Source organism: Albirhodobacter sp. R86504 (genome assembly GCF_042466415.1).
In the GTDB taxonomy this organism is placed as follows: domain Bacteria; phylum Pseudomonadota; class Alphaproteobacteria; order Rhodobacterales; family Rhodobacteraceae; genus Albirhodobacter.
This window is the reverse complement of the sequence record NZ_JAXHCH010000002.1, coordinates 425,670-445,373: the sequence shown is the minus strand read 5'-3', so window position 1 is coordinate 445,373 and position 19,704 is coordinate 425,670. Positions and strand designations below refer to the sequence as shown.

The window sequence follows — 19,704 nt, the reverse complement described above, 5'->3', positions numbered from 1 at the left end:
TTGACGCCTCCCCCCAAACGCGGCACACCGTGCCGTGAGGACAATCAGACCTCCCACATCAGAGCCAACGGGGGCGTCATGCCGCGGATCACAATCTTGATGGCGAGCTTCAACGGCGCGGCGCATCTGCCCGCGCAACTCGCCTCAATCGCCGCGCAAACGCATGACGACTGGCGATTGATCGTCTCTGATGATGGATCAACCGACAGCACCCTCGCCCTGATTGATGCCTTCGCGGCGCGCTATCGTGCGGGGCAGGTCCTGCGGCGCGCGGGGCCACAGCGCGGCGCAGTCGCAAATTTCCTCACGCTGGTCACCGACCCTGAAATCACGACCCTGACGCAGGGCGATATGCTGGCATTTTGCGATCAAGACGATATCTGGCACCCCGAAAAACTCGCCGCCGCCATCACCTATTTGGCCGCAGCGCCTGCGGGCAGGCCCGCCCTCTATGGGTGCCGCGTCAACATCATCGCGCAGGACGGCACATTTCTGCGCGAAGGGCCGACACGCCCGCGCGGGGCGAGCCTCCAAAACGCATTGGTGCAAAATATCATCGGCGGGCACGGTGCGGTGATGAACGCGCAAGGCGCAGCATTGCTGCGCGCCAACACGACGCCCCCCTTTGCCGCGTATCATGACTGGTGGCTCTATTTGCTGTTCACGGCAGCGGGCGCGGAGATCTACCTCGATCCGACACCGCGCCTCGATTACCGCCAGCACGGGGCGAATGTTCTGGGCACCAACCACGACCTGCGCGCCAAACTCAGGCGCCTGCGCTGGCTGGGCTCGCGCGATATTACGCGCTGGATAGATGAAAACATGATCGCATTGGACGCCGCACGGCCCGCTCTCACACAAGAGGCCGTCGCGGTAATCGAGCAGTTTAAATCACTACGTGGATTGAAAGGCGTCGCGGCCGTACGCGCCCTGCGATCACTCAAGCTGCACCGTCAAAGCGCGGTGCAAAGCCTTGCCCTGTATTGGGGGGCGTGGCGCGGCCAGTTATAAAACCGCCCGCCATAAAGTTTGCCACGTTTTACAGGCGCGCCAGATACGCGCCGTAATCGTTTTTCTTGTAGCGCTTCGCAAGCTCTTGCACCTCGTCGCGGGTAATCCAACCTTGCTCGAAGGCGATTTCCTCGGGACAGCCCGTTTGAAGGCCTTGGCGCTTTTCCATCGTGCGGACGAAGTTACCGGCATCCAGCAACGATCCGTGCGTACCGGTATCAAGCCACGCATATCCGCGCCCCATCCGCTCGACCGACAAAAGCCCGTCGTTGAGATACATCTCCAAAAGCGAGGTGATCTCCAACTCGCCACGCGGCGACGGCGCGACACGTGCAGCGCGCTCGGGGGCCGATCCGTCGAGGAAGTAAAGGCCGGTGACCGCGTAATTCGACGGCGGCACTTCCGGCTTTTCGATGATCGAGCGCGCGCGCCCTTCGCTATCGAAATCAACCACGCCGTAGCGTTCAGGGTCGGCAACACGATAGCCAAAGACCGTCCCGCCTTCCGGCTTGGCATCGGCATTCGCCAGCAAATCCGTCAGGCGGTGCCCGAAGAAAATGTTATCGCCCAACACCATCGCAGAGGGCGCGCCCGCAAGGAAATCCTTGGCCAGAAGATAGGCCTGCGCCAACCCGTCAGGGCTTTCTTGGATGATCCATGTAAAGCTCACCCCCCATTGCGAGCCATCGCCCAACAAGCGTTGGAACTGGCTCTGATCTTCGGGCGTGGTGATGATCGCGATCTCGCGGATCCCCGAGAGCATCAGCACCGAAATCGGATAGTAGATCATGGGCTTGTCATAGATCGGCAAGAGCTGTTTCGAGATGCCCATCGTGATCGGATAGAGACGCGTGCCCGAGCCGCCTGCCAGAATAATTCCTTTGCGCTGCATCACTTCACTCCCAATTCGATCAATACATTTGCAAGATCCGCGCGCCAATCAGGGCGCTGAACGCCGAAGTCAGCGGCCAGATCGTCGCAGTCCATCCGCGAATTCGCGGGGCGTTTTGCAGGCGTCGGATAGGCCGATGTCGGAATATCCGTTACCGCGACCGTGCGATTTGTCTGCGCGAAAATCTCGCGCGCGAATTCGGCCCATGACACATCCGGCGCGCCAGAGAAATGATACACGCCACGGGTGCTGCCTCCCGCTTGCAGGTCTTGCGCGATTTTCAAGCAGGCCGCCGCGATGGACGCCGCCGATGTCGGCCCGCCGATCTGATCGCCCACGACGGTCAAGGTGTCGCGCGTCTCCGACAGGCGCAGCATGGTTTTCACGAAATTTCCGCCATGCGCGGAGAACACCCAAGACGTGCGCAAGATCGCCGCATGCGCTCCGGATGCGAGGATCGCCTCCTCGCCCGCCCGTTTCGTCGCGCCGTAAACGCCAAGCGGGCCGGTCGCATCGTCGGGCTTGAACGGCGCGGTGCCGGACCCGTCAAAGACGTAATCGGTCGAGATATGAACGAAAGGAATGCCAAGCGCGGCACACGCCTTCGCCATCGCCGCCGGCGCATCACCGTTGACGACTTGCGCTGTGTGCGCATCGGTCTCGGCCTTATCGACGGCTGTGTAGGCGGCGGCGTTAATGACCATTGCGGGCTTTCGCGCCGTGATCTGCGCGGCACAAGCGGCAGGATCGGTTAGATCCGCCAAATCACGCCCCAAGAACTGCGCCTCCATGCCCGCGCAGGCCCGCGCGAGCTCTTGCGCAACTTGCCCCGTTTTCCCGAAAATCAGGATCATTGCTTATCCCTTCGTGCCAAGTCGCGTGCCAACGCCCGCGCGCTCCAGCAAAGGCTTCCACCATGTTTCGTTATCGAGATACCATTGCACCGTTTTGGCAAGCCCCTCCTCGACCGTCACCGAGGGACGCCAGCCGAGCTCTGTGCGGATGCGTGTCGGATCAATCGCGTAGCGCGCATCATGGCCCGGACGGTCTGTGACAAATGTGATTTGCTCGGCATATGGCTTTGCGGCGGGGCGTTTCTCATCCAAAATCGCACAAAGCGTCTGAACGAGCTCTAGATTGGTGCGCTCGTTCTCGCCACCAATATTGTAGCTGCGCCCGATCTCCCCTTTGAGAACAACCGTCAACAACGCGTCGGCGTGATCTTCAACATAAAGCCAGTCGCGGATATTGTCGCCCTTGCCATAAATCGGCAACGGCTTGCCCGCCAATGCGTTCAGGATCACAACCGGAATAAGCTTTTCGGGGAAATGATAGGGGCCGTAGTTGTTCGAGCAATTGGTCAACACAACCGGCAGGCCGTAGGTTTCATGCCACGCGCGCACCAGATGATCCGATGCCGCTTTCGACGACGAATAGGGCGAACGCGGATCATAGGGCGTGTCCTCTGTGAACATCACAGCAGGATCATTGGGCAACGAGCCAAACACCTCGTCCGTCGAGATGTGATGGAAGCGGAAGCCCTCGGGCTTGCCTTGCGCGACCCAATAGGCGCGCGCGGCCTCCAACATGTTGAACGTGCCGTTGATATTCGTCTCGATAAAATCCGCAGGCCCGTCGATCGAGCGGTCGACGTGGCTTTCCGCCGCCAGATGCATCACCGCATCGGGCTTGTGCTGCGCGAAGATACGATCCAACGCGGCGCGATCGCGAATATCGGCATGTTCGAACGCATAATCAGGCGACTGCGCCGCCTCAGCCACGTTTTCGAGGCAGGCAGCGTAGGTCAACGCATCAAGGTTCACCACTGCATGGCCGTCGCGGATTGCTTGACGCACCACCGCGGAGCCGATGAAACCCGCCCCGCCAGTAATCAGAAGTTTCATACCTTAGCCCTTGAAAGTAAACGGCGACTTGAAATCGCTAAATGGTTGCGCGATCGCATCCTTGTTGGAGAGCGCCGGTTCACCCGGATAGCCCCACTCAATCCCGCAGCTATCCCACCGCACCGCGCCATCGCATTCGGGCGCGTAATGATCGGTGCATTTGTAGATGATTTCCGTATCAGGTTCGCGCGTGACGAACCCGTGCAAGAACCCTGCCGGAATCCAGAGCTGCTTGGCGTTCTCGAAGGTCAATTCTGCGCCAAACCACTGACCATAGGTGGGCGACCCCACCCGCGCATCCACCGCGACATCAAACAACGCCCCGCGCCCGCAGCGCACCAGCTTGCCTTGGGCATGCGGAGGCGATTGGAAGTGAAGCCCGCGAATGGTCCCAACCTCGCGCGACATCGAATGGTTGTCTTGCACGAACTCTGGCAAGGTCACGCCTGCTTCCGCCAGCGCGCGTTTATTCCAGCTTTCGGAGAAAAACCCGCGATCATCGCCTAACCGACGCGGCGTGATCAGCAACACATCTTGGAGCGGTGTTTTTTCAATTTCCATGGCTTCAGGCCTATTTTGTTTCCCTGCCTGCTTAACCAGCCCGCCATATTTTGTCCAGCCACGCGCCAGAGCGCGCCCGTGGTCTACGGCGGACTGCTGCGCATCATCGGGCGGCCTAACGGCCCAGAACGCGCGCGAGTGTGGTATAGACGATTGCGCCATCCCAACAAACCGACGCGCGCGATTGATAGATCAAATCGAGCTTCGCTTTCATCGGGATACATCGGTTGCAATAAGCATCATCGGTTTGCTCTGCGGTCTCGCAGGCGCTCAAGATCCGCTCCTCATGGCGATGGTAGAGCAAAGACGCCAACCCCGTCACACCCGGCGGCGAGCGCAGGACCTTTGCGTAGAGATCGGGGAACCGCTCAACATATTCCCGCAACGGCGGGCGCGGACCCACAAAGCTCATATCGCCTCGTAAGATATTCCAAAGCTGCGGCAGCTCATCAAACCGCATCCTCCGCATGATCCGCCCCGCAGGCGTGATCCGCGCGGCCTTATCGCCCCCAGACACGCCGCTATCCCCCGCCACGACCTGCATCGTGCGGAATTTCCAAAGCGTGAAAGGCTCGTCGATACCGCGCATCCGCTCCGCCGGATAGAACAAGGGCCGTCCCTGCGTGACCAGCAAGACCCCGATCACAAGGATCATAACCAAGACCAAAGGCAGGCCAAAAATCGCGATTAATACGAGGTCGAACACCCGCTTTTGCCACCGCATATCAGATCTCCTCTTGCGCGCGACCATCTGCGCGCATCTGCGCCACCAGATCGTGTGCACATGCCGGTTGCGCAGGCACAAGCCCCAAAGCAACGCAAAGCGTACAGTCCAACTCGACGCAGGCAATCGCATTGCTGCCCGCCGCGCGCCGCGCAAAGCCAATCCCTGCGGCGTCGAGCAAATCATCCATCGCCACCGGGCCTTGTCGGCACAGGTTGAGCACAGGCGGCACAGACGCGAGTTGCACCAGCCGCGCAATCGCGCCCGCAAAGCACTTCGGCCCGATATAACTGCGTCGGGGGCCGTGACCATCCGCAAAGACATCCAGCGTGACAGGCCCCCCCGATGCCGCGCCGCCCAAAAGCGCATCCGCCCCCGCGACATTGCCGATCCTCAGAATACAAAGCTCGACCTGCGGCGCATGCGCGTCCCGCCATGCCTGCGCCTCATACTCCATCCGCGCTTTCGCATGACCGTAGGGAGCCATCGGCGCAAGTGGCGCGCTCTCTGCCATCGGCCCCGATTGCGCGCCGTAAACCGCCGCCGAGGAGCACAAGACGACACGCCGCGCGCCCAATGTGCGGGCGATTTTTAAAGTGGCGATCGCCAGATCGGTATTCACGGCCAACGCCGCCGCATCCGCGCCAATCACCCCCGCAAAGCATATGACCGTGCCAATCTTGCGGGCCCCATCCTCGACCGCAACACGAAGCACGCCCGCCGTGGCCTGCGGATCATCTGCAACCGCGAGCGGGTCAAAGAGGACCGCCTCCGGCATGGCGGCATCTGGCGCGCGCCGTTGCCAGATGAAGTTTTCGGCCATCGGTGACGGCGTGCGATCATCTGCGCGCACCCCGCGATACACCATCCCCGCCAGCCGCGATGACCCCCCTAAAACGAGGCAAAGATCCGCCGCCGATTGGGCGTCAACGCCAAACTGTGTCTTGTGCCCCAAGTCGTTTCTCAGCATACCCGTAGTCATAACCCGTTGGTGACTCGCGGTTCCTAACCGCACGGCTCCTGCCAGAGCCCTAACAAAACCGACGGGAAGACGAAACGGGGGATATTGAATGACGCGCGTTGTTTTGCGTCTGGCCACATCTGTAGCCATGAGCCTATCGCTTGCCGCTTGCGCCTTGCCGCGCGGCGCTGCGCTGCAATCGGAAGTCCTTGCAAAATCTTCAGTGACATCGCCGGAACTCGCAACCTACCCTGTCTCGCGTGACTTCCTTCCGAGGATCGCGAACTGGCCCATGACGGGTGGAACGCTGGAAGATCATTGGCTTAAAGCCTCGGGCGGGGCCTCCGGCCAGATTATCGCCCCCGGCGATAAGGTTGATCTCGTGATCTGGGAAAGCAGCGATAACGGCCTTCTTGCGGGGCCTGGTCAACGGGTGACGCCGCTTGCGAACTCGGTTGTTTCGCCAAAAGGCACGTTGTTCGTCCCCTATCTCGGCGCGATCAAGGTCTCAGGCCTCTCGCCCGAGGCCGCGCGGGAAGCGATCCAATCCAAGCTGGAGCCATTGATCTCCTCGCCGCAGGTTCAGGTGAACGTCTCGCCCGGTCGCCAGAATTCGGTCGATCTTGTCGGCGGCGTCTCGGCGCCCGGGAATTTCCCGATGGAAGACAGGTCTCTCACCGTGCTGGGATTGATCTCCATGGCGGGTGGTGTGCAAGGCAGCGTAACGAACCCGCAACTGCGCCTGCATCGTGGCGGTTCGGTGTATCGCACATCGATGCAACGGCTCATCGATAACCCCTCCTTGGATACGACGCTGCGCCCGGGCGACAAGCTGATCGTGGAAAAGGATGCCCGTCAATTCATCGCGTTGGGCGCGACCGGCACACAGACCCTCATACCGTTCCCCAAAGAGAGTGTCTCCGCGCTTGAGGCTGTCTCGCTTGCGGGGGGGCTGACGTCCTCGCGCGCCGATCCGGGCGGTGTACTTGTCTTGCGTGAATACGCGGCCAATCAGGTTGTCACGGGCGACGGCGCGGGCAATATCGGGCCTGGCCATCAACGCGTCGTCTTTACAATCGATCTGACAACGGCGGACGGGCTGTTTTCAGCGGGCAAATTCGCGATCAACCCACAAGACGTTGTTCTGGCAACCGAAAGCCCTGTCAACGATGCGCGTTCGATCCTGTCTCTCTTGGGATTGTCGATCGGTATCTCGAACCAGATCGAATAAGATCAGGCCTCACACCGGTCGCCTCGGCGCTCACCTTTCTCGAACAGATGTAAAGCGGCTCGCAGGTGCGAGCCGCTTTGTTTTTTAAGAGGACGGTGCCTCGCGGTCCCAAATCGCCGTGATCTTGCGATTACCCCACGCCAGCGCCGTCAACGCGAGACCAAGCCCGACGAACGAAACGACCCGCGTCAGGCCCGAGAGCCCCGACATATCCAGCAAGAACACCTTCGCAATCGTCAAAGCGACCCCCAGCATTGCAAGCTTGCGCAGCAAGATCGAGCGCCGCCAAACCGCGACGCCCAAAACACCAAGCGATGCGGCAAAGAGCGCAACCGTGTAAGTGTAGAGTTCACCATCGCCGACCGGCGCAACATGCAACGCAGGGCCGCGCCACAATCGGCGGATCTCCAACCACCCCCAGAGCATAACAAGTGCCACGCAAGCGCCCATCAACCCGCGCTCAATCCCGCGTGCCAATCGGCCATCGCGCCCCGCATAAAGCACCCTCGACGTTGCCCCCAGAACCAACGCAAGCGGAAGAAGCGCAAGCGCGAGACTATCAAACAGCGGCGGCCCCAACACCCAATCGCCGCCGAAAAAGCCTGACGGCTCCAGCAAGAACACCACCATCGCCACCATGAAGAGCGCCGAAACCGCCGCGGTCAGGCCCGAGACCCCTGCGAAAATCAACCGCAAAACCCGTGTTTTCCCCGTGGTCTGCCGCGCGCGATACAGATGTGATGCGGTTGAAAGGGCCCAGATCGCCGCGATCAGCCCAAAGCCCCAATGGCTCGCAAGCTCGTCAGACAGCAGCCGCGCAAGACCAATCATCACCCCGACAGCCGCCGTCGTGATCAGCGCTGATTCCGCAGTCGCGCGCATCAAGGGCCACTTGGCTCCGAGCGTATCCCGCCCCTGCCGATCCCGCCCCTGCCGATCTGGGCTTTGCACCATGACAACGATCGCGCCAAACGCCAAAACCGGCGCGATATATGTGAGCGCAGCGTCCAATGCGCTGGCCTCTGCAATCGCCCAAATCACGCCCGGGTCAATCAACAACCGGTACCCGATCAACGCGGCCCCAAGCTGGAACACCCATGCCACTGGCGCCATCGGCAGCCGCGCATAAAGCACCACCGCCGCAACGACCAACACACAAATCGCCAGCGTCAAAGCCGCCTGCGTGAGAAGGGTGAAGAGCGCGAGCGTTATCAGCGTCGCCGCCGACGCCGCAAAATACCCCGCCCCCATCGCATCGGGTCGCGCGGCCAGAGCCCCCGCATCGCGCGGATGCGCCCGCAAGCTACGCTCGCACATCGCGACCATCATACCGGCGCCCAAAAGAACAATGACCGCCCAAGGGAAGCCCCAAAACGCGGTCGGCGGCGGCGTCTCGGCACCTGCATAGATCGGGATGAAGCGATCCGACCACAGAAAAGCAAGCACGAGCAACGCGGCGGGCAAAACCAGCGCGGCCTCAAAGGCGAACAAGCGAACGTGCATCACGCCGCCGCTGCGCGCCTCCGCCCCAACTTGGCTCTCGACGTGGTTAGCGACGTGGCTCGCAACGCGCCCCTCCGCGCGCCGCATCCGCCAAAACGCGATCGCTGACAACAGCGCCCCCAGCACCGATAGCGCGACGACCATCTCGCCTATCGCCACACCCGTCGCGGCGCCCAAATCCAGATGACCCTGCAACGGGATCAGCGCCAGCGCGGATAAAAAGCCGACCACTGGCGGAACCGCGAGATCCATCAGGGCCCGCGCTGTCGCGAGCCAAAGCCCCGCGAACGCGGCCAGCACGACAAGCATCCCAAGACCGAGCCACATCTGCGCGGTTGTCGGGGCCTGCACGGCCAAGACCGCCCCCGCAAGGCTCGCAAGCGCCATGCCTGCCCCTGCAATGCGGGTCGGGAAATAGGCAGTGCCATGCCGCAAGGCTTGTTCGCACAGGCTGACCCCATGCGGTGCCGGTCGCAAACTGCGCATCGGGATCGTCGCCGCCCCAATCGCAACCGCCAGCGCGGCAAAGGCCAGACCCTGCGGATGGGGCGCTGCGTACCAGATTATCGCGATTGCAAGGCTCGGCGCGCCGATCCCGAGGGCCGAGATCCAAGCCCGCCGCTTGAAACTATCCACGCTCAACGCCGAGAGCGCGATGAGTGCAAAATAGGGGTAAAGCGGGCCCACGCGCGTGCTATCGCCACCGAGGAGGAATGGCGCAATGGAGGCGCCAATGATCCCGATCCCCGAGAGAGCCGCGCCGTATAGGAGCCCCATCACCAATCCCGCGCAGGAAATAAGTGCCAAACCCGCCAAGGCCGTCATCGGGCCAATCAACCCGTATAGGGCGTGCGCCGACAAAATGCCGATGAAGGCGATGACCAGCCCCGCCCCCGAAAGCGTTGAAGGCAGGCCCGCCGTCGTTGCTTGCGGGACACGTTTTGTATCCCGCGCATCGCGACCCTCGCTTGCCCCCTCGTCGCGCGCGTCGTCGCCCCCTTCGTCACCGTGACGCCGCCGTAGCGCCTCGCCCCCCGCAACCAAGGCCGCCCCCAGTGCCAAAGTCGCCAAGACGCGTAACTTCGGAGACAAAAGCCCGTTCTCGATGCCGTATTGCACCATAAACAGGCCGCCGAGCATCAAAGACACTGCCGCAATCGCAAGCGTTCAATTTTGCGCCAACCAAGCGGTGAGCGAGCGCAGCATCGCAGGGTTAAACACAAAGGCCACACCCGCGCGCGGCGATTCCGGCGCGGCGTGAACCGGCGGCGCGAGTGGCTCAACACTCGCCGCCTCAGTAGCGGGCGTCTCAACGCTGGGCGGCTCGCCCAACGGCGGCGCAACTGAAGAGAGATCTTCCGCAGACCGCTCGCGTGTCGACGGGGCATCCGCAGGCATCGCGGGAAGGACAGCCGCCTCGGGAGGCTGATCCGGCCCTGTCGCGCGGGCGGCGACTTCCGTCTGAATAAGTGCCAATTTGAGCTGCGCCTCAAGCGCGTCTACGCGGGCGCTCAAGCGTCGGAATTTACGCGAGATGAAGAAGGCGCCGATGAGCCCACAAAGCAAAAAAACTTCAGGATTATAAAAGAGATAGGGAAACATAGATCACCTGCGCAAGAAATAGCGCGCAGACTAGGCCAAACACTTGCGCGGACGCAACCGCTCTTAGCAAACCCGTGGGCGCGTTATGCCTTGGCTTTATGCGTCAGTTGCCAAATCGCGTTGCTGCGCGCGACAAGCCCGTTCTCGCACAAAACAACATTTGTCGCTTGAAGCTGCGAAAGTTCATGCGCGCGCACGCGGTCTACGCCGAACCCGCGCAACAACGCCGCAACGGTGCCGCGATAATCGGGTTTCTCCCCGCTCAGGCTCCGCAGCAGGCTCGAACTTACCGTTGACGCCAAGAGATCAAATGCAATCGGCATCGACACATCACAAAAATCGCCCGTCTCAATGCCCGCGTTCAGATGCTCGGGTAGCAACTGATAAATTGCATTGCCCCGCGCCAAACCAATGCCCCCGAGAGAATAGACGAAATGCCCGACCAGCGGATAGGCCGTCGCTGTCTGGATGTAGCAAAAAATCCCGAGCGCCAACCGCATATCCGGGCGCGGATATTGCCGCACATGCCCCTCGACCGCATAGAGGATTTCATTGCTCAATTCGTCTTGTGCGGCGAGCATGAGATCAGGCACGGCGGAGAAATGATTGTAGAATGTTCCGCGCGAAACCCCCGCCTGCGCGACGATGTCGTCGATGACCGTATTCGGCATCCCCTTCGACGCAACAACCAGAACCGCAGATTCGATCAATCGAGAGCGCATCTTCTCGCGGCGCTTCACGGCGACAGCGGGTCGATGATCGACGCTCATAGATGATCTCCTCTCAGCGATAGCGATGCGGGACGATCAGTGCGGATGCAAGAGTCGCCCCATGTGTTACGAAGGCCTTCAGATGCAATATTTCGCATACAACCTCGACACGAAAAAGGGACGATCCGGCCAAAAATAGATTTTCAAAATGTATTTTGCAAAATCCGTTGCCATAAGGACGCAAAAACATGCCGCAGCGATGATAATCCCGCCCGATCAGACGGGTTCTACGATCTGAAACCGCGATTGGCGCCCCCTTTCAGGAAGAAAAACCGGCCCCGCATGACGCTGCAGGGCCGGTTTAAGGTCGCGGAGACGGCAAGCGACGCGCTGATTAGGCGTTTGGCGCTTTTGTCTCGTCAGACGGGCTGAGGCGGAACACGGCGCAGTAAAGCGCCGGCGCGAACAGCAGTGTGATCAAAGTGCCCGCGATAATGCCCCCCATCATCGCATAGGCCATTGGGCCCCAAAACACCTGCCGCGCGATCGGGATCAGGGCGAGGCTCGCCGCCGCCGCCGTGAGCAAGATCGGGCGGGCGCGACTGTCAGAGGCCTCGAAAACTGCCGCCCAGCGCGTTGCGCCGCGTGCCACCAGCGCCTCAATCTCAGCAACCAGAATGATCGCGTTGCGGATCAAGATCCCCAACAACGCCAAGACGCCCAGAATTGCGACAAACCCCAATGGCGCACCTGCCGGCAAGAGCGCCGCGACAACCCCGATCAACCCGAGAGGCGCCACGGCAAGCACGATAAACATCAACCGGAAGCTCTGCATCTGCACCATAACGATTGTCAGCAAAATCAGTAGCATAACAGGCACAACCGCAAGGATCGGCGCTTGGCTTTCACCGCTCGACTCCGCAACGCCACCGACCTCGATCCGGTAGCCTGCCGGAAGATCGGCCCGCGCCGCGTCAATCACGCTCGCAAGATCGGCCACGATGGTCGCAGGCTGGTCATCGCTGATGACTGCCGCCTTCAATGTGATGGTCGGCACACGGTTGCGCTGACGGATGACGGGCGCTTCCAAATCCCATTCCAGACGCGCGAAGGAGCTTAGCGGGATCGGGATATTGGCGACATTCGTCAGCTGCAACGTTTCAAGGGCAGTGACGGAGGCCCGGTCCTGCTCATCGCCGCGCGCGATCACATTCACCAGCGTGTCGCCGTCGCGCATCTGCGTCACGGTCGAACCATCATAGAGCGAGTAGAGCGCCTGTGAGACATCCGTCTGCGTCAACCCCATTTGGCGCAGACGCTCCTGATCCAGAACGACCCGCACCACGCGCGCAGGCTCGGCACTGTCGACCGTGATCGAGGCAAGACGTGTATCTTCCGACAAACGCGCCGCAAGATCGCGCGACACATCCCGCAACACAGCTTGATCGGGGCCGGAGATCCGGTATTGCACCGGCTTGCCCACCGGCGGCCCGAGTTCCAGATATTTCGCGTAGATCTCATGGCCCGAAACTTCATTGGCATGGGCGTCAATCGCCGCCCGCAACGCATCGCGCGCCTCGAGATCCTTCGTCATAACCACGATCTGCCCGATGTAGGATGCAGGCGTCAGCATATCGAGTGTCAGGACAAAGCGCGGCGCAGTCCGGCCCACGTAAGTTGTCCAATAGAGCGCCTCATCCCGCGTGGCGAGCCAGCTATCCATTTCCGCCAGCGCAAGATCTGTCGCGCCGAAGCTGGACGTCTGGCGCGTCGTGATATCGATCAGGATTTCGGGACGGTCCGACGTCGGGAAGAACTGTTGTTCGACAAAACGCATCCCGAACAAAGAGACCCCGAAGACGATCAGCGTCACCGCAATCGTCAACCATTTGAACCGCATCGAACGGCGCAAGATAGCGTGAAAACCGCGCCGTAAACGGCCGATTTTCTGCGTATGGTGCGCCATTTTTGCTGGTAGGAACGTGGCCCCCAATAACGGCGCGAACAACACCGCCACAACCCAAGACAACAGCAGCGAAATCGCGATGACGTAAAAGAGCGAGATTGTATATTCACCCGCTTGCGAGCTGTTCAATCCGATGGGAATAAACCCCGCAACCGTCACGAGCGTCCCCGTCAGCATCGGGAATGCAATCGACGTCCACGCATAAGAGGCCGCTTTGGTCCGGCTCTCGCCAAGCTCCATGCGTGAAATCATGGTTTCGATCGCGATCATCGCGTCATCCACCAAAAGTCCCAAAGCGATGATCAACGCCCCAAGCGAAATTCGCTGCAGCGTCACACCGATCAGTTCGAGGATGACGAATGTCATCGCCAGAACCAACGGAATCGTCATCGTCACGACAAGTCCTGCCCGCAAGCCCAGCGAGATAAAGCTGACCGCCAACACGATCAACACCGCCTCAACCAACGCTTTCAAGAAATGCCCGACAGAGTCCTCGACAACATGCGGTTGATCCGACACGAGATGCACCGTCACGCCCAGCGGCAATTCGCCTTGAACCTGCGCCATGACCTCCGTCAGACCCTCGCCGAACTCGAGGATATTGCCGCCCGCCTTCATCCCGACCGCCAGCCCGATGGCCGGCTCCCCGCGGTAGCGCATCAACGCAGAGGGCGGGTCGGCATAGCCATCCGTCACCGATGCAACATCCGCTAGGGTAAAAAAGGTCTCGCCCACACGCAGCGGCGCCGCAGCAAGGTCGGCGGCGGAGCCGAATTGCCCCGTCATCCGCACCGCGATTTGTTCATTGCCGGGGCGCACAATACCAGACGGCACGATGGCGTTTTGTGCGGCCAGCGTCTGCATCACGACCGATTGGCTCAACCCAAGGCTTGCAAGCCTGCGCGCGGAAAATTCCAGATGCACGACGGGATCTTGCGTACCGATGAGTTCGACCTTGCCAATATCAGGCAGCGCAAGGATCTTGGAGCGTACCTGCTCAACATGATCTTTCATCTCGCGCGGGCTGAAACCATCCCCCGTGAAGGCGTAGATATTGCCGTAAACATCCCCGAAGTTGTCATTGAAGGAGAAACCGGCAAATTCATCGGGGAAATCGGGGGTGATATCGGCCATCATATTGCGGACGGTTTGCCACGTCTCGGTGACCTCGCGCGCCCGTGTCTGGTCCGTCAACTCGACATAAACGACCGCGCTGCCTGGATAGCTTTCAGAGCGGGTCATCTTGAGATTTGGTAGCTCTTGTAGCTTTTTCTCAATGCGGTCAGTGACTTGCGTAACAGTTTGCTCCGCCGTGGCTCCGGGCAGAGCCGCGCTAATCACCATAACCTTGATGGTGAAGGAAGGGTCTTCCTCGCGCCCCATCGATGTATAGCTGAACGCCCCTGCCACCAGGGACACGAGAATCATATACCAAACCAGCGAGCGATGCTTGAGCGCCCAGTCCGAAAGATTGAACCCACGCATCATTCTACCCTCGCGCCCAATGCCATGCCCGCCCGCACGGAATGAACCCCGCGCGTTAGAATTTCATCGCCTTCCATCAAACCGTCATACACGATCACGCGGTCGTCCATCCCGTTTTGCCGCGATGCCCCTTGCGCGCCGGTCACAGCCGCAGGATCAAGCACCGTCAACGGCATATCAAACGTATCGCCAAGATCCACCGCGACCGCTTCCGCCTCGCGTTTGTCCTTGCGCACACGCCAAACCATCGGCCCCGCAACGCCCTCGACCTCGACGCGCCCCTCCAAGATCGCGCTGCGCGGAACGGTGAGGCCCGCAAACGCCGCGCTATCGACCTGCGCCATAACAAGGCTGCCCAGCCTCATCCCATCCGCAACCTCATCGAGCGACACACGAATTCTGCGCGTCCGCGTTCCCGCGTCGGCAAGAGGCTCAATCAGCCGCAGATGGCCAGAGACCGCCTCGGGGGACGGATTATGCGTCTCCGCGCGGCGTTGCAGGGTAAATTCGGTGCCCGCTGACAAGAGCGGCAGCATTTCGCTCGGCAGATCGATGACCGCTTCGCGGCCTGCTTCCGCGGCGAGCGTCATCACGGTGCTGCCCGCAGAGATCATCACCCCCGGCTCAACCGGCGTCGCGGTAACGATGCCCGCGATGGGCGCGCGCAATACGGCGAATTTGGCGGCATCACGTGCCTTAACAAGGTCCGCCTGCGCCGCGAGAACTTGTGCGGCGCTGGACTCGTTTTGCGCCTGCGCGGCCTCGAGCTGGTTGGCGGCCGCAACCCCGCGCTCTGACAAGGCCTGCACACGCGCCAGACTTTGCTCTGCGAGCTCCGCCGTCGCTTGCGCGGCGCGCACAGCCGCCTCGGCAGCGGCAACATCTTGCGTTAAGGTGACTTGATCAAGCGTGGCCAGTGTCGCCCCGCGCGACACGCGGTCGCCCACGGACACAGGGCGCGACGCAAGCCGTCCCGCCGTTTGAAACGCCAAGGATGTCTCGGTCTGCGCAGCGATCAAGCCCGGGAAAGCGCGGATATCACGCGTCGCTTCCCGCACGAATTCGGTCACCACCGGACGCGGCGCCTCTGTGCCTTCGCTCGCGATCTGCGGGGCCTCCCCCGCATCGCCCGCCGCGACTGCGCCGCCGGCCCCCGCGAACAGGGCCATCAACAGCCCCCCCGCCAGAGCCAAAAACGGGTGCGCGCCGGCATCTGCCCTTTGAGGGGCAAGATCACGCGCTCCGAACTGGGAAGGATATGTCATTCCTCGGCCTCCAAAATTCGTACCAGCCGATCGGGATAGAGCAATTGCGATCCGTTCGTCACGATGAGTTCGCCTATCTCAACCCCGGACGCGATTGCGATCGTGTCCGCCTCGTGGCGCGCTAAAACGACGGGCACCATATGCACCCGCGATGTTTGCGGGTCCAAGACCCAGACGGCTGGCCCCTCCGCGCTCGATGCGATGGCATTTGCGGGCAACGAAATCACAGGCGCACTCTCCCATCGCACCTGCCCTGCGACGGCGGTGCCAAGCGGCGGCACACGCTCGTTCTCGGACAGACGCGCCTTTACGCGCACCGTCCCCGTCTGCGCATCGGCCAGCGGTGCAATTTCCGAAATCTCTGCGCGTAACCGGATATCGGTGCCATCCAGCATCCGCAGCGATACGGATCGCGCGGCAATCTCCTCCAGATCGGATGTGTCGGGCGCGTAAAACACGGCCTCGCGCAATCCGTCACGGGCGAGTTCGACCACCGGCTGCGCCGCGCCAACGATCTGTCCTGCCTCAATGAAACGCTCCGTGACGATCCCCATCGTATCCGCACGGATCACTGTGTCGGCCTGCGCTTGGCGCGCTTTCTCCAACTGCGTCTCCGCCTGATCCCGGGCCGAGCGCGCCGCAAACAAAGACTGGCGAGCCGCATCCAAGCCCGCTTGCGTCCCCGCCCCCGATTTCGCCAAACCCTCCGCACGGTCAAACGTCAGTTGCGCCTGCCGCAGCGAAGCCTCCGCCGCGACCAGACCTGCCGATGCCGCGCGCGCGCTGGCGTCGGCTTGCACGCTATCCACCTTCGCGATGAGTTCGCCTGCCTCGACATGATCGCCCGCTTCGACTTCCAGCGCGATCACCTTGCCACCGTCGCGAAACCCGACCGTATAGGTTTCCGCCGCCGCAATCGTGCCGCTGATCTCGTGCAGATGGATCACCGGCGCGCGTTCAGCCGTCACGACACCCACTGGCAGAGCCTGCGGTGCGTCTTGCGCAAGGACCGAACCCGGCCAACCGAAGGCGATTGCGGCGGATAGCGAGACACATAGCGCCACCGTTGAAGGGCCGCGACCGTCTGATCCGGTCTTACCCATTGAGAGTGATGCGTTCATCGCCTTTGCCCTCCGTATCGCGCGTTCAAAAGCCCTGTGCCACCTGACGCGGGCAGAATTAAGGCGCGCGTTCGTTCAGCCCTCGCATTCATCACAAGGCCCCGCATTTAAATCAAGACGCTTTAGAAACTATGCCGCGCGCAACGCCGCGTCATATCCCCGCGCCCTAATATGAGGCGGGGCCAATCTTCCGCAGGTTGTATGCCGAGCAGACCGGCATCCGTCAACTGGCGGCCGCAGACAGGCCTTGGTCACCTCGCGCCCACCAACCGCCCCGCAAACACCTGCGCCGCTTTGGTCGAGTTGGTTGGCTTGGCCGGCAAAAGCAGCTATTGCGCGGCTAGATATCCTGCCTGCCCTCCCCAGGGCGCGCCCTCATGCCGCGATGGAAGCCCCCTTATGACAACGCCCTCCCCTACGTATCTCGTCACCCATAACGGCGGATTTCACGCCGATGAATTGATGTCATCGGTGATCCTCACCCGCCTGTTCCCGCAGGCCGAAATCAAACGCTCGCGTGCGCCGGACTGGATCACCCCTGCCGAGGACCGTATCATCTACGACGTCGGCGGCATCTATGACGAACAGGCACAGATTTTCGATCACCACCAGCGCGGCGCCCCCCTGCGCGAGGACGGCCAGCCCTATAGCTCCTTCGGCCTGATCTGGAAGCATTACGGCCACGCCTATCTTGCCGCTTTCGGTGTACCGCCAGAGCATATCGAGACCGTCTGGGCGAATTTCGACAAAGGCTTCGTCCTGCCGATCGATCTGGTGGACAATGGTGCGCTCAGCCCCTCCTCCGCCGGACAGCTCTCGGGGATGACACTGCCGGGCCTTCTCGAGACACTTAAGCCCGTTTTCGACGAAACTGATCCGCAAGCCGAGACGCAGGCCTTCGAGCTGGCGCTGACCATCGCGCGCGCGTTTGTTGAGGCACGCATCGCGCGGTCCGCGGCGAAACTGCGCGCGGAAGTCATGGTGCAAGACGCGATCACGGCCGCGGGCGACGGCCATATTTTGGAACTGCCCATGGGGATGCCATTCCGCCCTGCGGTGATTAAAGCGGGGGCGGATCATCTGCTGTTCGTTATCAATCCGCGCGGCAAGGATTGGGCCCTTGGGGGCATTCGCAAAGAGGACGAGGGCTTTGCACTGCGCGCCGATCTTCCGGCAAGCTGGGCGGGTCTGACCGGGGCCGATCTCGAAGCGGCGAGCGGCGTTCAGGGCGCAAGCTTCTGTCACAACGGCCGCTTTATCGCCGCCGCGACCAGCCGCGAGGCGGCGCTCGCGATGGCGCAGATCGCGGTGCGCGAGGCTTTGGCGCAAGAAACACCTGCTCAAAGCTGAGCGCCCGGAGCGAACACAGCCAAGACCCAGATTATAATCGAGTCGCGCCCCCACCTGTGGCGCGACTCGCATCCGGCGCATAGCAACGCGTTTTACCCTCCGCCTCGAGATGACACTTCCGTGACGCAAACGCGGGCAACAAGCGCTTTGCGCGTGCAGAAACCGCGCAGACGCAACCGATATTTCATATATTTATCAAATGCATATAGCGAGCCTAAGTCTCGCCAAGCGTTCTGCACTGCGGCATGACTGATAGCGCTAGCCATGCGGCATCCGCATGGCGGCACTACCGGCTCAGCATTGGAGTTTTCAAACTGCTCACTATATAAGCTTCACAAGCAACGACATGACCGCGCAAGAAGCGCAATTAAAACGAAAGAGCCCTCCCATGGCAATGATGACCCAATCGATCGCACTCGAACATGTTTCCATCGCTGCGCGTATCGCTGCGGTGTTTTCCAAGGCTAACGACGCATGGCAGCAGCGCCGCACGATCGCGCTTCTGGAAAGCCTCAGCGACCACGAGCTGAATGATATCGGCCTGTCGCGCGGCAACATCGCGCAAGCTGTTCGCGGCGATCTCTAAGATCCGCGCGGGCCGCCCTCTCGGGCAGCTCGACACAAGATAGCGCAGACCTCCCCTCTGCGTATGAAGATCAAAGGAGCCTCGCGGCTCCTTTTTTATTGCGCTGCGCACATAGCTCCGCCAGATGCCCGTCAAGCTTGAGGCGGAAAAATCACCACATCGGCCTCCGGCTCCCACGGCGCGTATTTTTGCATGATCCGCTCAAACGCCGGCGCCGCGCAAAACCGCGCCAGCCAAGCCTGCAACGATGGCCAAGGCTGCGCTGCGAACCACGCGGCATCAATCGCGGCGAATTGTCGGACAAAGGGCGCGATCGCGAGGTCCGTCAGGCTTTGGCGATCAAAGATCCACTCCCCCGCGCCGATCTGACGATCAAGGTCGGTCAAAAACGTGGCCGCAAGCGCGCGCTGCGCATCCGCGTCACACTCGGGATAGCGCGATTCATATTTCGTGCGGTCCAGCGCGGATTTGAACGGCCCGTCGCACCGCGTGATCCAGTCCGCCGATGTCGCGCCCTGCGCGCCGATCATCCCTTGCGGATCGCGACGCGCCAGCGCCCAGCGCATGATATCGAGGCTCTCATCAATGACCCCTTGATCTGTCACCAGACACGGAACCGTACCACTGGGAGACGCCGCAAGAAAAGCCGCCGGTTTCGCGCGCAAAACGACCTCACGCAGGGCAACCTTCTCGCCCGCGCTCAAAAGAGCCAACCGTGCCCGCATCGCATACGGGCAACGCCGGAAGGAATAGAGAACAGGCAGCGTATGGGGCATCGGATCGGAGGCAAGCAAAGTGGAAATCCTCGAAGTTTGGTCTGGTCCTTCGCTTC

Annotated in this window: 17 protein-coding genes; 4 read left to right on the top strand and 13 right to left on the bottom strand. The window is 61.5% G+C overall.

The genetic code is table 11. The features are described from left to right. The first annotated feature begins 78 nt into the window (after positions 1-78). On the top strand, positions 79-1,011 hold the full coding sequence (locus tag SJY32_RS04195) for a glycosyltransferase (protein WP_376871952.1): 933 nt from the start codon (positions 79-81) through the stop codon (positions 1,009-1,011). 28 nt (positions 1,012-1,039) lie between these two features. On the opposite strand, the gene rfbA is transcribed toward SJY32_RS04195, so the two are convergent. From rfbA to SJY32_RS04165, 6 genes are all read right to left on the bottom strand, one after another. Further along, positions 1,040-1,903, bottom strand: coding sequence for a glucose-1-phosphate thymidylyltransferase RfbA (gene rfbA / locus SJY32_RS04190; protein ID WP_376871949.1), 864 nt, complete (start codon positions 1,901-1,903; stop codon positions 1,040-1,042). After that, positions 1,903-2,757, bottom strand: a complete 855-nt coding sequence (gene rfbD, locus SJY32_RS04185) for a dTDP-4-dehydrorhamnose reductase (RefSeq protein ID WP_376871946.1) — start codon at positions 2,755-2,757, stop codon at positions 1,903-1,905. Before rfbD ends, rfbA begins: the two co-directional genes overlap by 1 nt. A gap of 3 nt (positions 2,758-2,760) precedes the next feature. Beyond that, complete coding sequence (gene rfbB / locus SJY32_RS04180; RefSeq protein ID WP_376871943.1) at positions 2,761-3,807, bottom strand: dTDP-glucose 4,6-dehydratase; 1,047 nt, start codon at positions 3,805-3,807, stop codon at positions 2,761-2,763. Between the two features lie 3 nt (positions 3,808-3,810). Next, positions 3,811-4,368, bottom strand: a complete 558-nt coding sequence (gene rfbC, locus SJY32_RS04175; protein ID WP_376871940.1) for a dTDP-4-dehydrorhamnose 3,5-epimerase — start codon at positions 4,366-4,368, stop codon at positions 3,811-3,813. Between the two features lie 115 nt (positions 4,369-4,483). Next, positions 4,484-5,092, bottom strand: a complete 609-nt coding sequence (locus SJY32_RS04170; protein ID WP_376871937.1) for a sugar transferase — start codon at positions 5,090-5,092, stop codon at positions 4,484-4,486. A gap of 1 nt (position 5,093) precedes the next feature. Beyond that, on the bottom strand, positions 5,094-6,062 hold the full coding sequence (locus SJY32_RS04165) for an NAD-dependent epimerase/dehydratase family protein (protein WP_376871934.1): 969 nt from the start codon (positions 6,060-6,062) through the stop codon (positions 5,094-5,096). A gap of 100 nt (positions 6,063-6,162) precedes the next feature. Here SJY32_RS04165 and SJY32_RS04160 point away from each other — a divergent pair, with 100 nt between their 5' ends. After that, positions 6,163-7,284 carry a polysaccharide biosynthesis/export family protein gene (locus SJY32_RS04160; RefSeq protein ID WP_376871932.1) on the top strand — a complete coding sequence of 374 codons (1,122 nt, stop codon included), beginning with the start codon at positions 6,163-6,165 and terminating at the stop codon, positions 7,282-7,284. An 84-nt stretch (positions 7,285-7,368) separates the two neighbouring features. Here the strand turns inward: SJY32_RS04160 and SJY32_RS04155 are convergent, their stop codons facing one another. The 6 genes from SJY32_RS04155 to SJY32_RS04130 all read right to left on the bottom strand — a co-directional run bounded on the left by SJY32_RS04155 (position 7,369) and on the right by SJY32_RS04130 (position 16,936). Next, positions 7,369-9,936, bottom strand: a complete 2,568-nt coding sequence (locus SJY32_RS04155; protein ID WP_376871930.1) for a DUF2339 domain-containing protein — start codon at positions 9,934-9,936, stop codon at positions 7,369-7,371. A gap of 18 nt (positions 9,937-9,954) precedes the next feature. Then, positions 9,955-10,389, bottom strand: a complete 435-nt coding sequence (locus SJY32_RS04150; protein WP_376871928.1) for a hypothetical protein — start codon at positions 10,387-10,389, stop codon at positions 9,955-9,957. A gap of 83 nt (positions 10,390-10,472) precedes the next feature. Beyond that, positions 10,473-11,159: a TetR/AcrR family transcriptional regulator gene (locus SJY32_RS04145; protein WP_376871926.1), complete on the bottom strand. Its 687-nt coding sequence runs from the start codon at positions 11,157-11,159 to the stop codon at positions 10,473-10,475. A gap of 334 nt (positions 11,160-11,493) precedes the next feature. After that, positions 11,494-14,550 carry an efflux RND transporter permease subunit gene (locus tag SJY32_RS04140; RefSeq protein ID WP_376871923.1) on the bottom strand — a complete coding sequence of 1,019 codons (3,057 nt, stop codon included), beginning with the start codon at positions 14,548-14,550 and terminating at the stop codon, positions 11,494-11,496. After that, positions 14,550-15,815 carry an efflux RND transporter periplasmic adaptor subunit gene (locus tag SJY32_RS04135; RefSeq protein WP_376871921.1) on the bottom strand — a complete coding sequence of 422 codons (1,266 nt, stop codon included), beginning with the start codon at positions 15,813-15,815 and terminating at the stop codon, positions 14,550-14,552. Before SJY32_RS04135 ends, SJY32_RS04140 begins: the two co-directional genes overlap by 1 nt. Next, entirely contained in the window at positions 15,812-16,936 is a 1,125-nt protein-coding gene (locus tag SJY32_RS04130; RefSeq protein ID WP_376871919.1) for an efflux RND transporter periplasmic adaptor subunit, read from the bottom strand. Before SJY32_RS04130 ends, SJY32_RS04135 begins: the two co-directional genes overlap by 4 nt. A 399-nt stretch (positions 16,937-17,335) precedes the next feature. On the opposite strand from SJY32_RS04130, the gene SJY32_RS04125 reads away from it, so the two are divergent. Further along, positions 17,336-18,286 (top strand): MYG1 family protein, encoded by a 951-nt coding sequence (locus SJY32_RS04125; RefSeq protein WP_376871916.1) that lies wholly within the window; start codon positions 17,336-17,338, stop codon positions 18,284-18,286. Positions 18,287-18,632: 346 nt separating this feature from the next. Beyond that, entirely contained in the window at positions 18,633-18,872 is a 240-nt protein-coding gene (locus tag SJY32_RS04120; RefSeq protein ID WP_376871914.1) for a DUF1127 domain-containing protein, read from the top strand. Between the two features lie 131 nt (positions 18,873-19,003). Here the strand turns inward: SJY32_RS04120 and SJY32_RS04115 are convergent, their stop codons facing one another. Beyond that, positions 19,004-19,648 (bottom strand): glutathione S-transferase N-terminal domain-containing protein, encoded by a 645-nt coding sequence (locus tag SJY32_RS04115; protein WP_376877570.1) that lies wholly within the window; start codon positions 19,646-19,648, stop codon positions 19,004-19,006. Between the last annotated feature and the right edge of the window lie 56 nt (positions 19,649-19,704).

Excerpts from the sequence above, each read along its gene's own strand:
- SJY32_RS04195 (WP_376871952.1), top strand. The coding sequence starts at position 79 with ATGCCGCGGATCACAATCTTGATGGCGAGCTTCAACGGCGCGGCGCAT.
- rfbA (WP_376871949.1), bottom strand. The coding sequence starts at position 1,903 with ATGCAGCGCAAAGGAATTATTCTGGCAGGCGGCTCGGGCACGCGTCTC.
- rfbD (WP_376871946.1), bottom strand. The coding sequence starts at position 2,757 with ATGATCCTGATTTTCGGGAAAACGGGGCAAGTTGCGCAAGAGCTCGCG.
- rfbB (WP_376871943.1), bottom strand. The coding sequence starts at position 3,807 with ATGAAACTTCTGATTACTGGCGGGGCGGGTTTCATCGGCTCCGCGGTG.
- rfbC (WP_376871940.1), bottom strand. The coding sequence starts at position 4,368 with ATGGAAATTGAAAAAACACCGCTCCAAGATGTGTTGCTGATCACGCCG.
- SJY32_RS04170 (WP_376871937.1), bottom strand. The coding sequence starts at position 5,092 with ATGCGGTGGCAAAAGCGGGTGTTCGACCTCGTATTAATCGCGATTTTT.
- SJY32_RS04165 (WP_376871934.1), bottom strand. The coding sequence starts at position 6,062 with ATGCTGAGAAACGACTTGGGGCACAAGACACAGTTTGGCGTTGACGCC.
- SJY32_RS04160 (WP_376871932.1), top strand. The coding sequence starts at position 6,163 with ATGACGCGCGTTGTTTTGCGTCTGGCCACATCTGTAGCCATGAGCCTA.
- SJY32_RS04150 (WP_376871928.1), bottom strand. The coding sequence starts at position 10,389 with ATGTTTCCCTATCTCTTTTATAATCCTGAAGTTTTTTTGCTTTGTGGG.
- SJY32_RS04145 (WP_376871926.1), bottom strand. The coding sequence starts at position 11,159 with ATGAGCGTCGATCATCGACCCGCTGTCGCCGTGAAGCGCCGCGAGAAG.
- SJY32_RS04140 (WP_376871923.1), bottom strand. The coding sequence starts at position 14,550 with ATGCGTGGGTTCAATCTTTCGGACTGGGCGCTCAAGCATCGCTCGCTG.
- SJY32_RS04135 (WP_376871921.1), bottom strand. The coding sequence starts at position 15,815 with ATGACATATCCTTCCCAGTTCGGAGCGCGTGATCTTGCCCCTCAAAGG.
- SJY32_RS04130 (WP_376871919.1), bottom strand. The coding sequence starts at position 16,936 with ATGAACGCATCACTCTCAATGGGTAAGACCGGATCAGACGGTCGCGGC.
- SJY32_RS04125 (WP_376871916.1), top strand. The coding sequence starts at position 17,336 with ATGACAACGCCCTCCCCTACGTATCTCGTCACCCATAACGGCGGATTT.
- SJY32_RS04120 (WP_376871914.1), top strand. The coding sequence starts at position 18,633 with ATGACCGCGCAAGAAGCGCAATTAAAACGAAAGAGCCCTCCCATGGCA.
- SJY32_RS04115 (WP_376877570.1), bottom strand. The coding sequence starts at position 19,648 with ATGCCCCATACGCTGCCTGTTCTCTATTCCTTCCGGCGTTGCCCGTAT.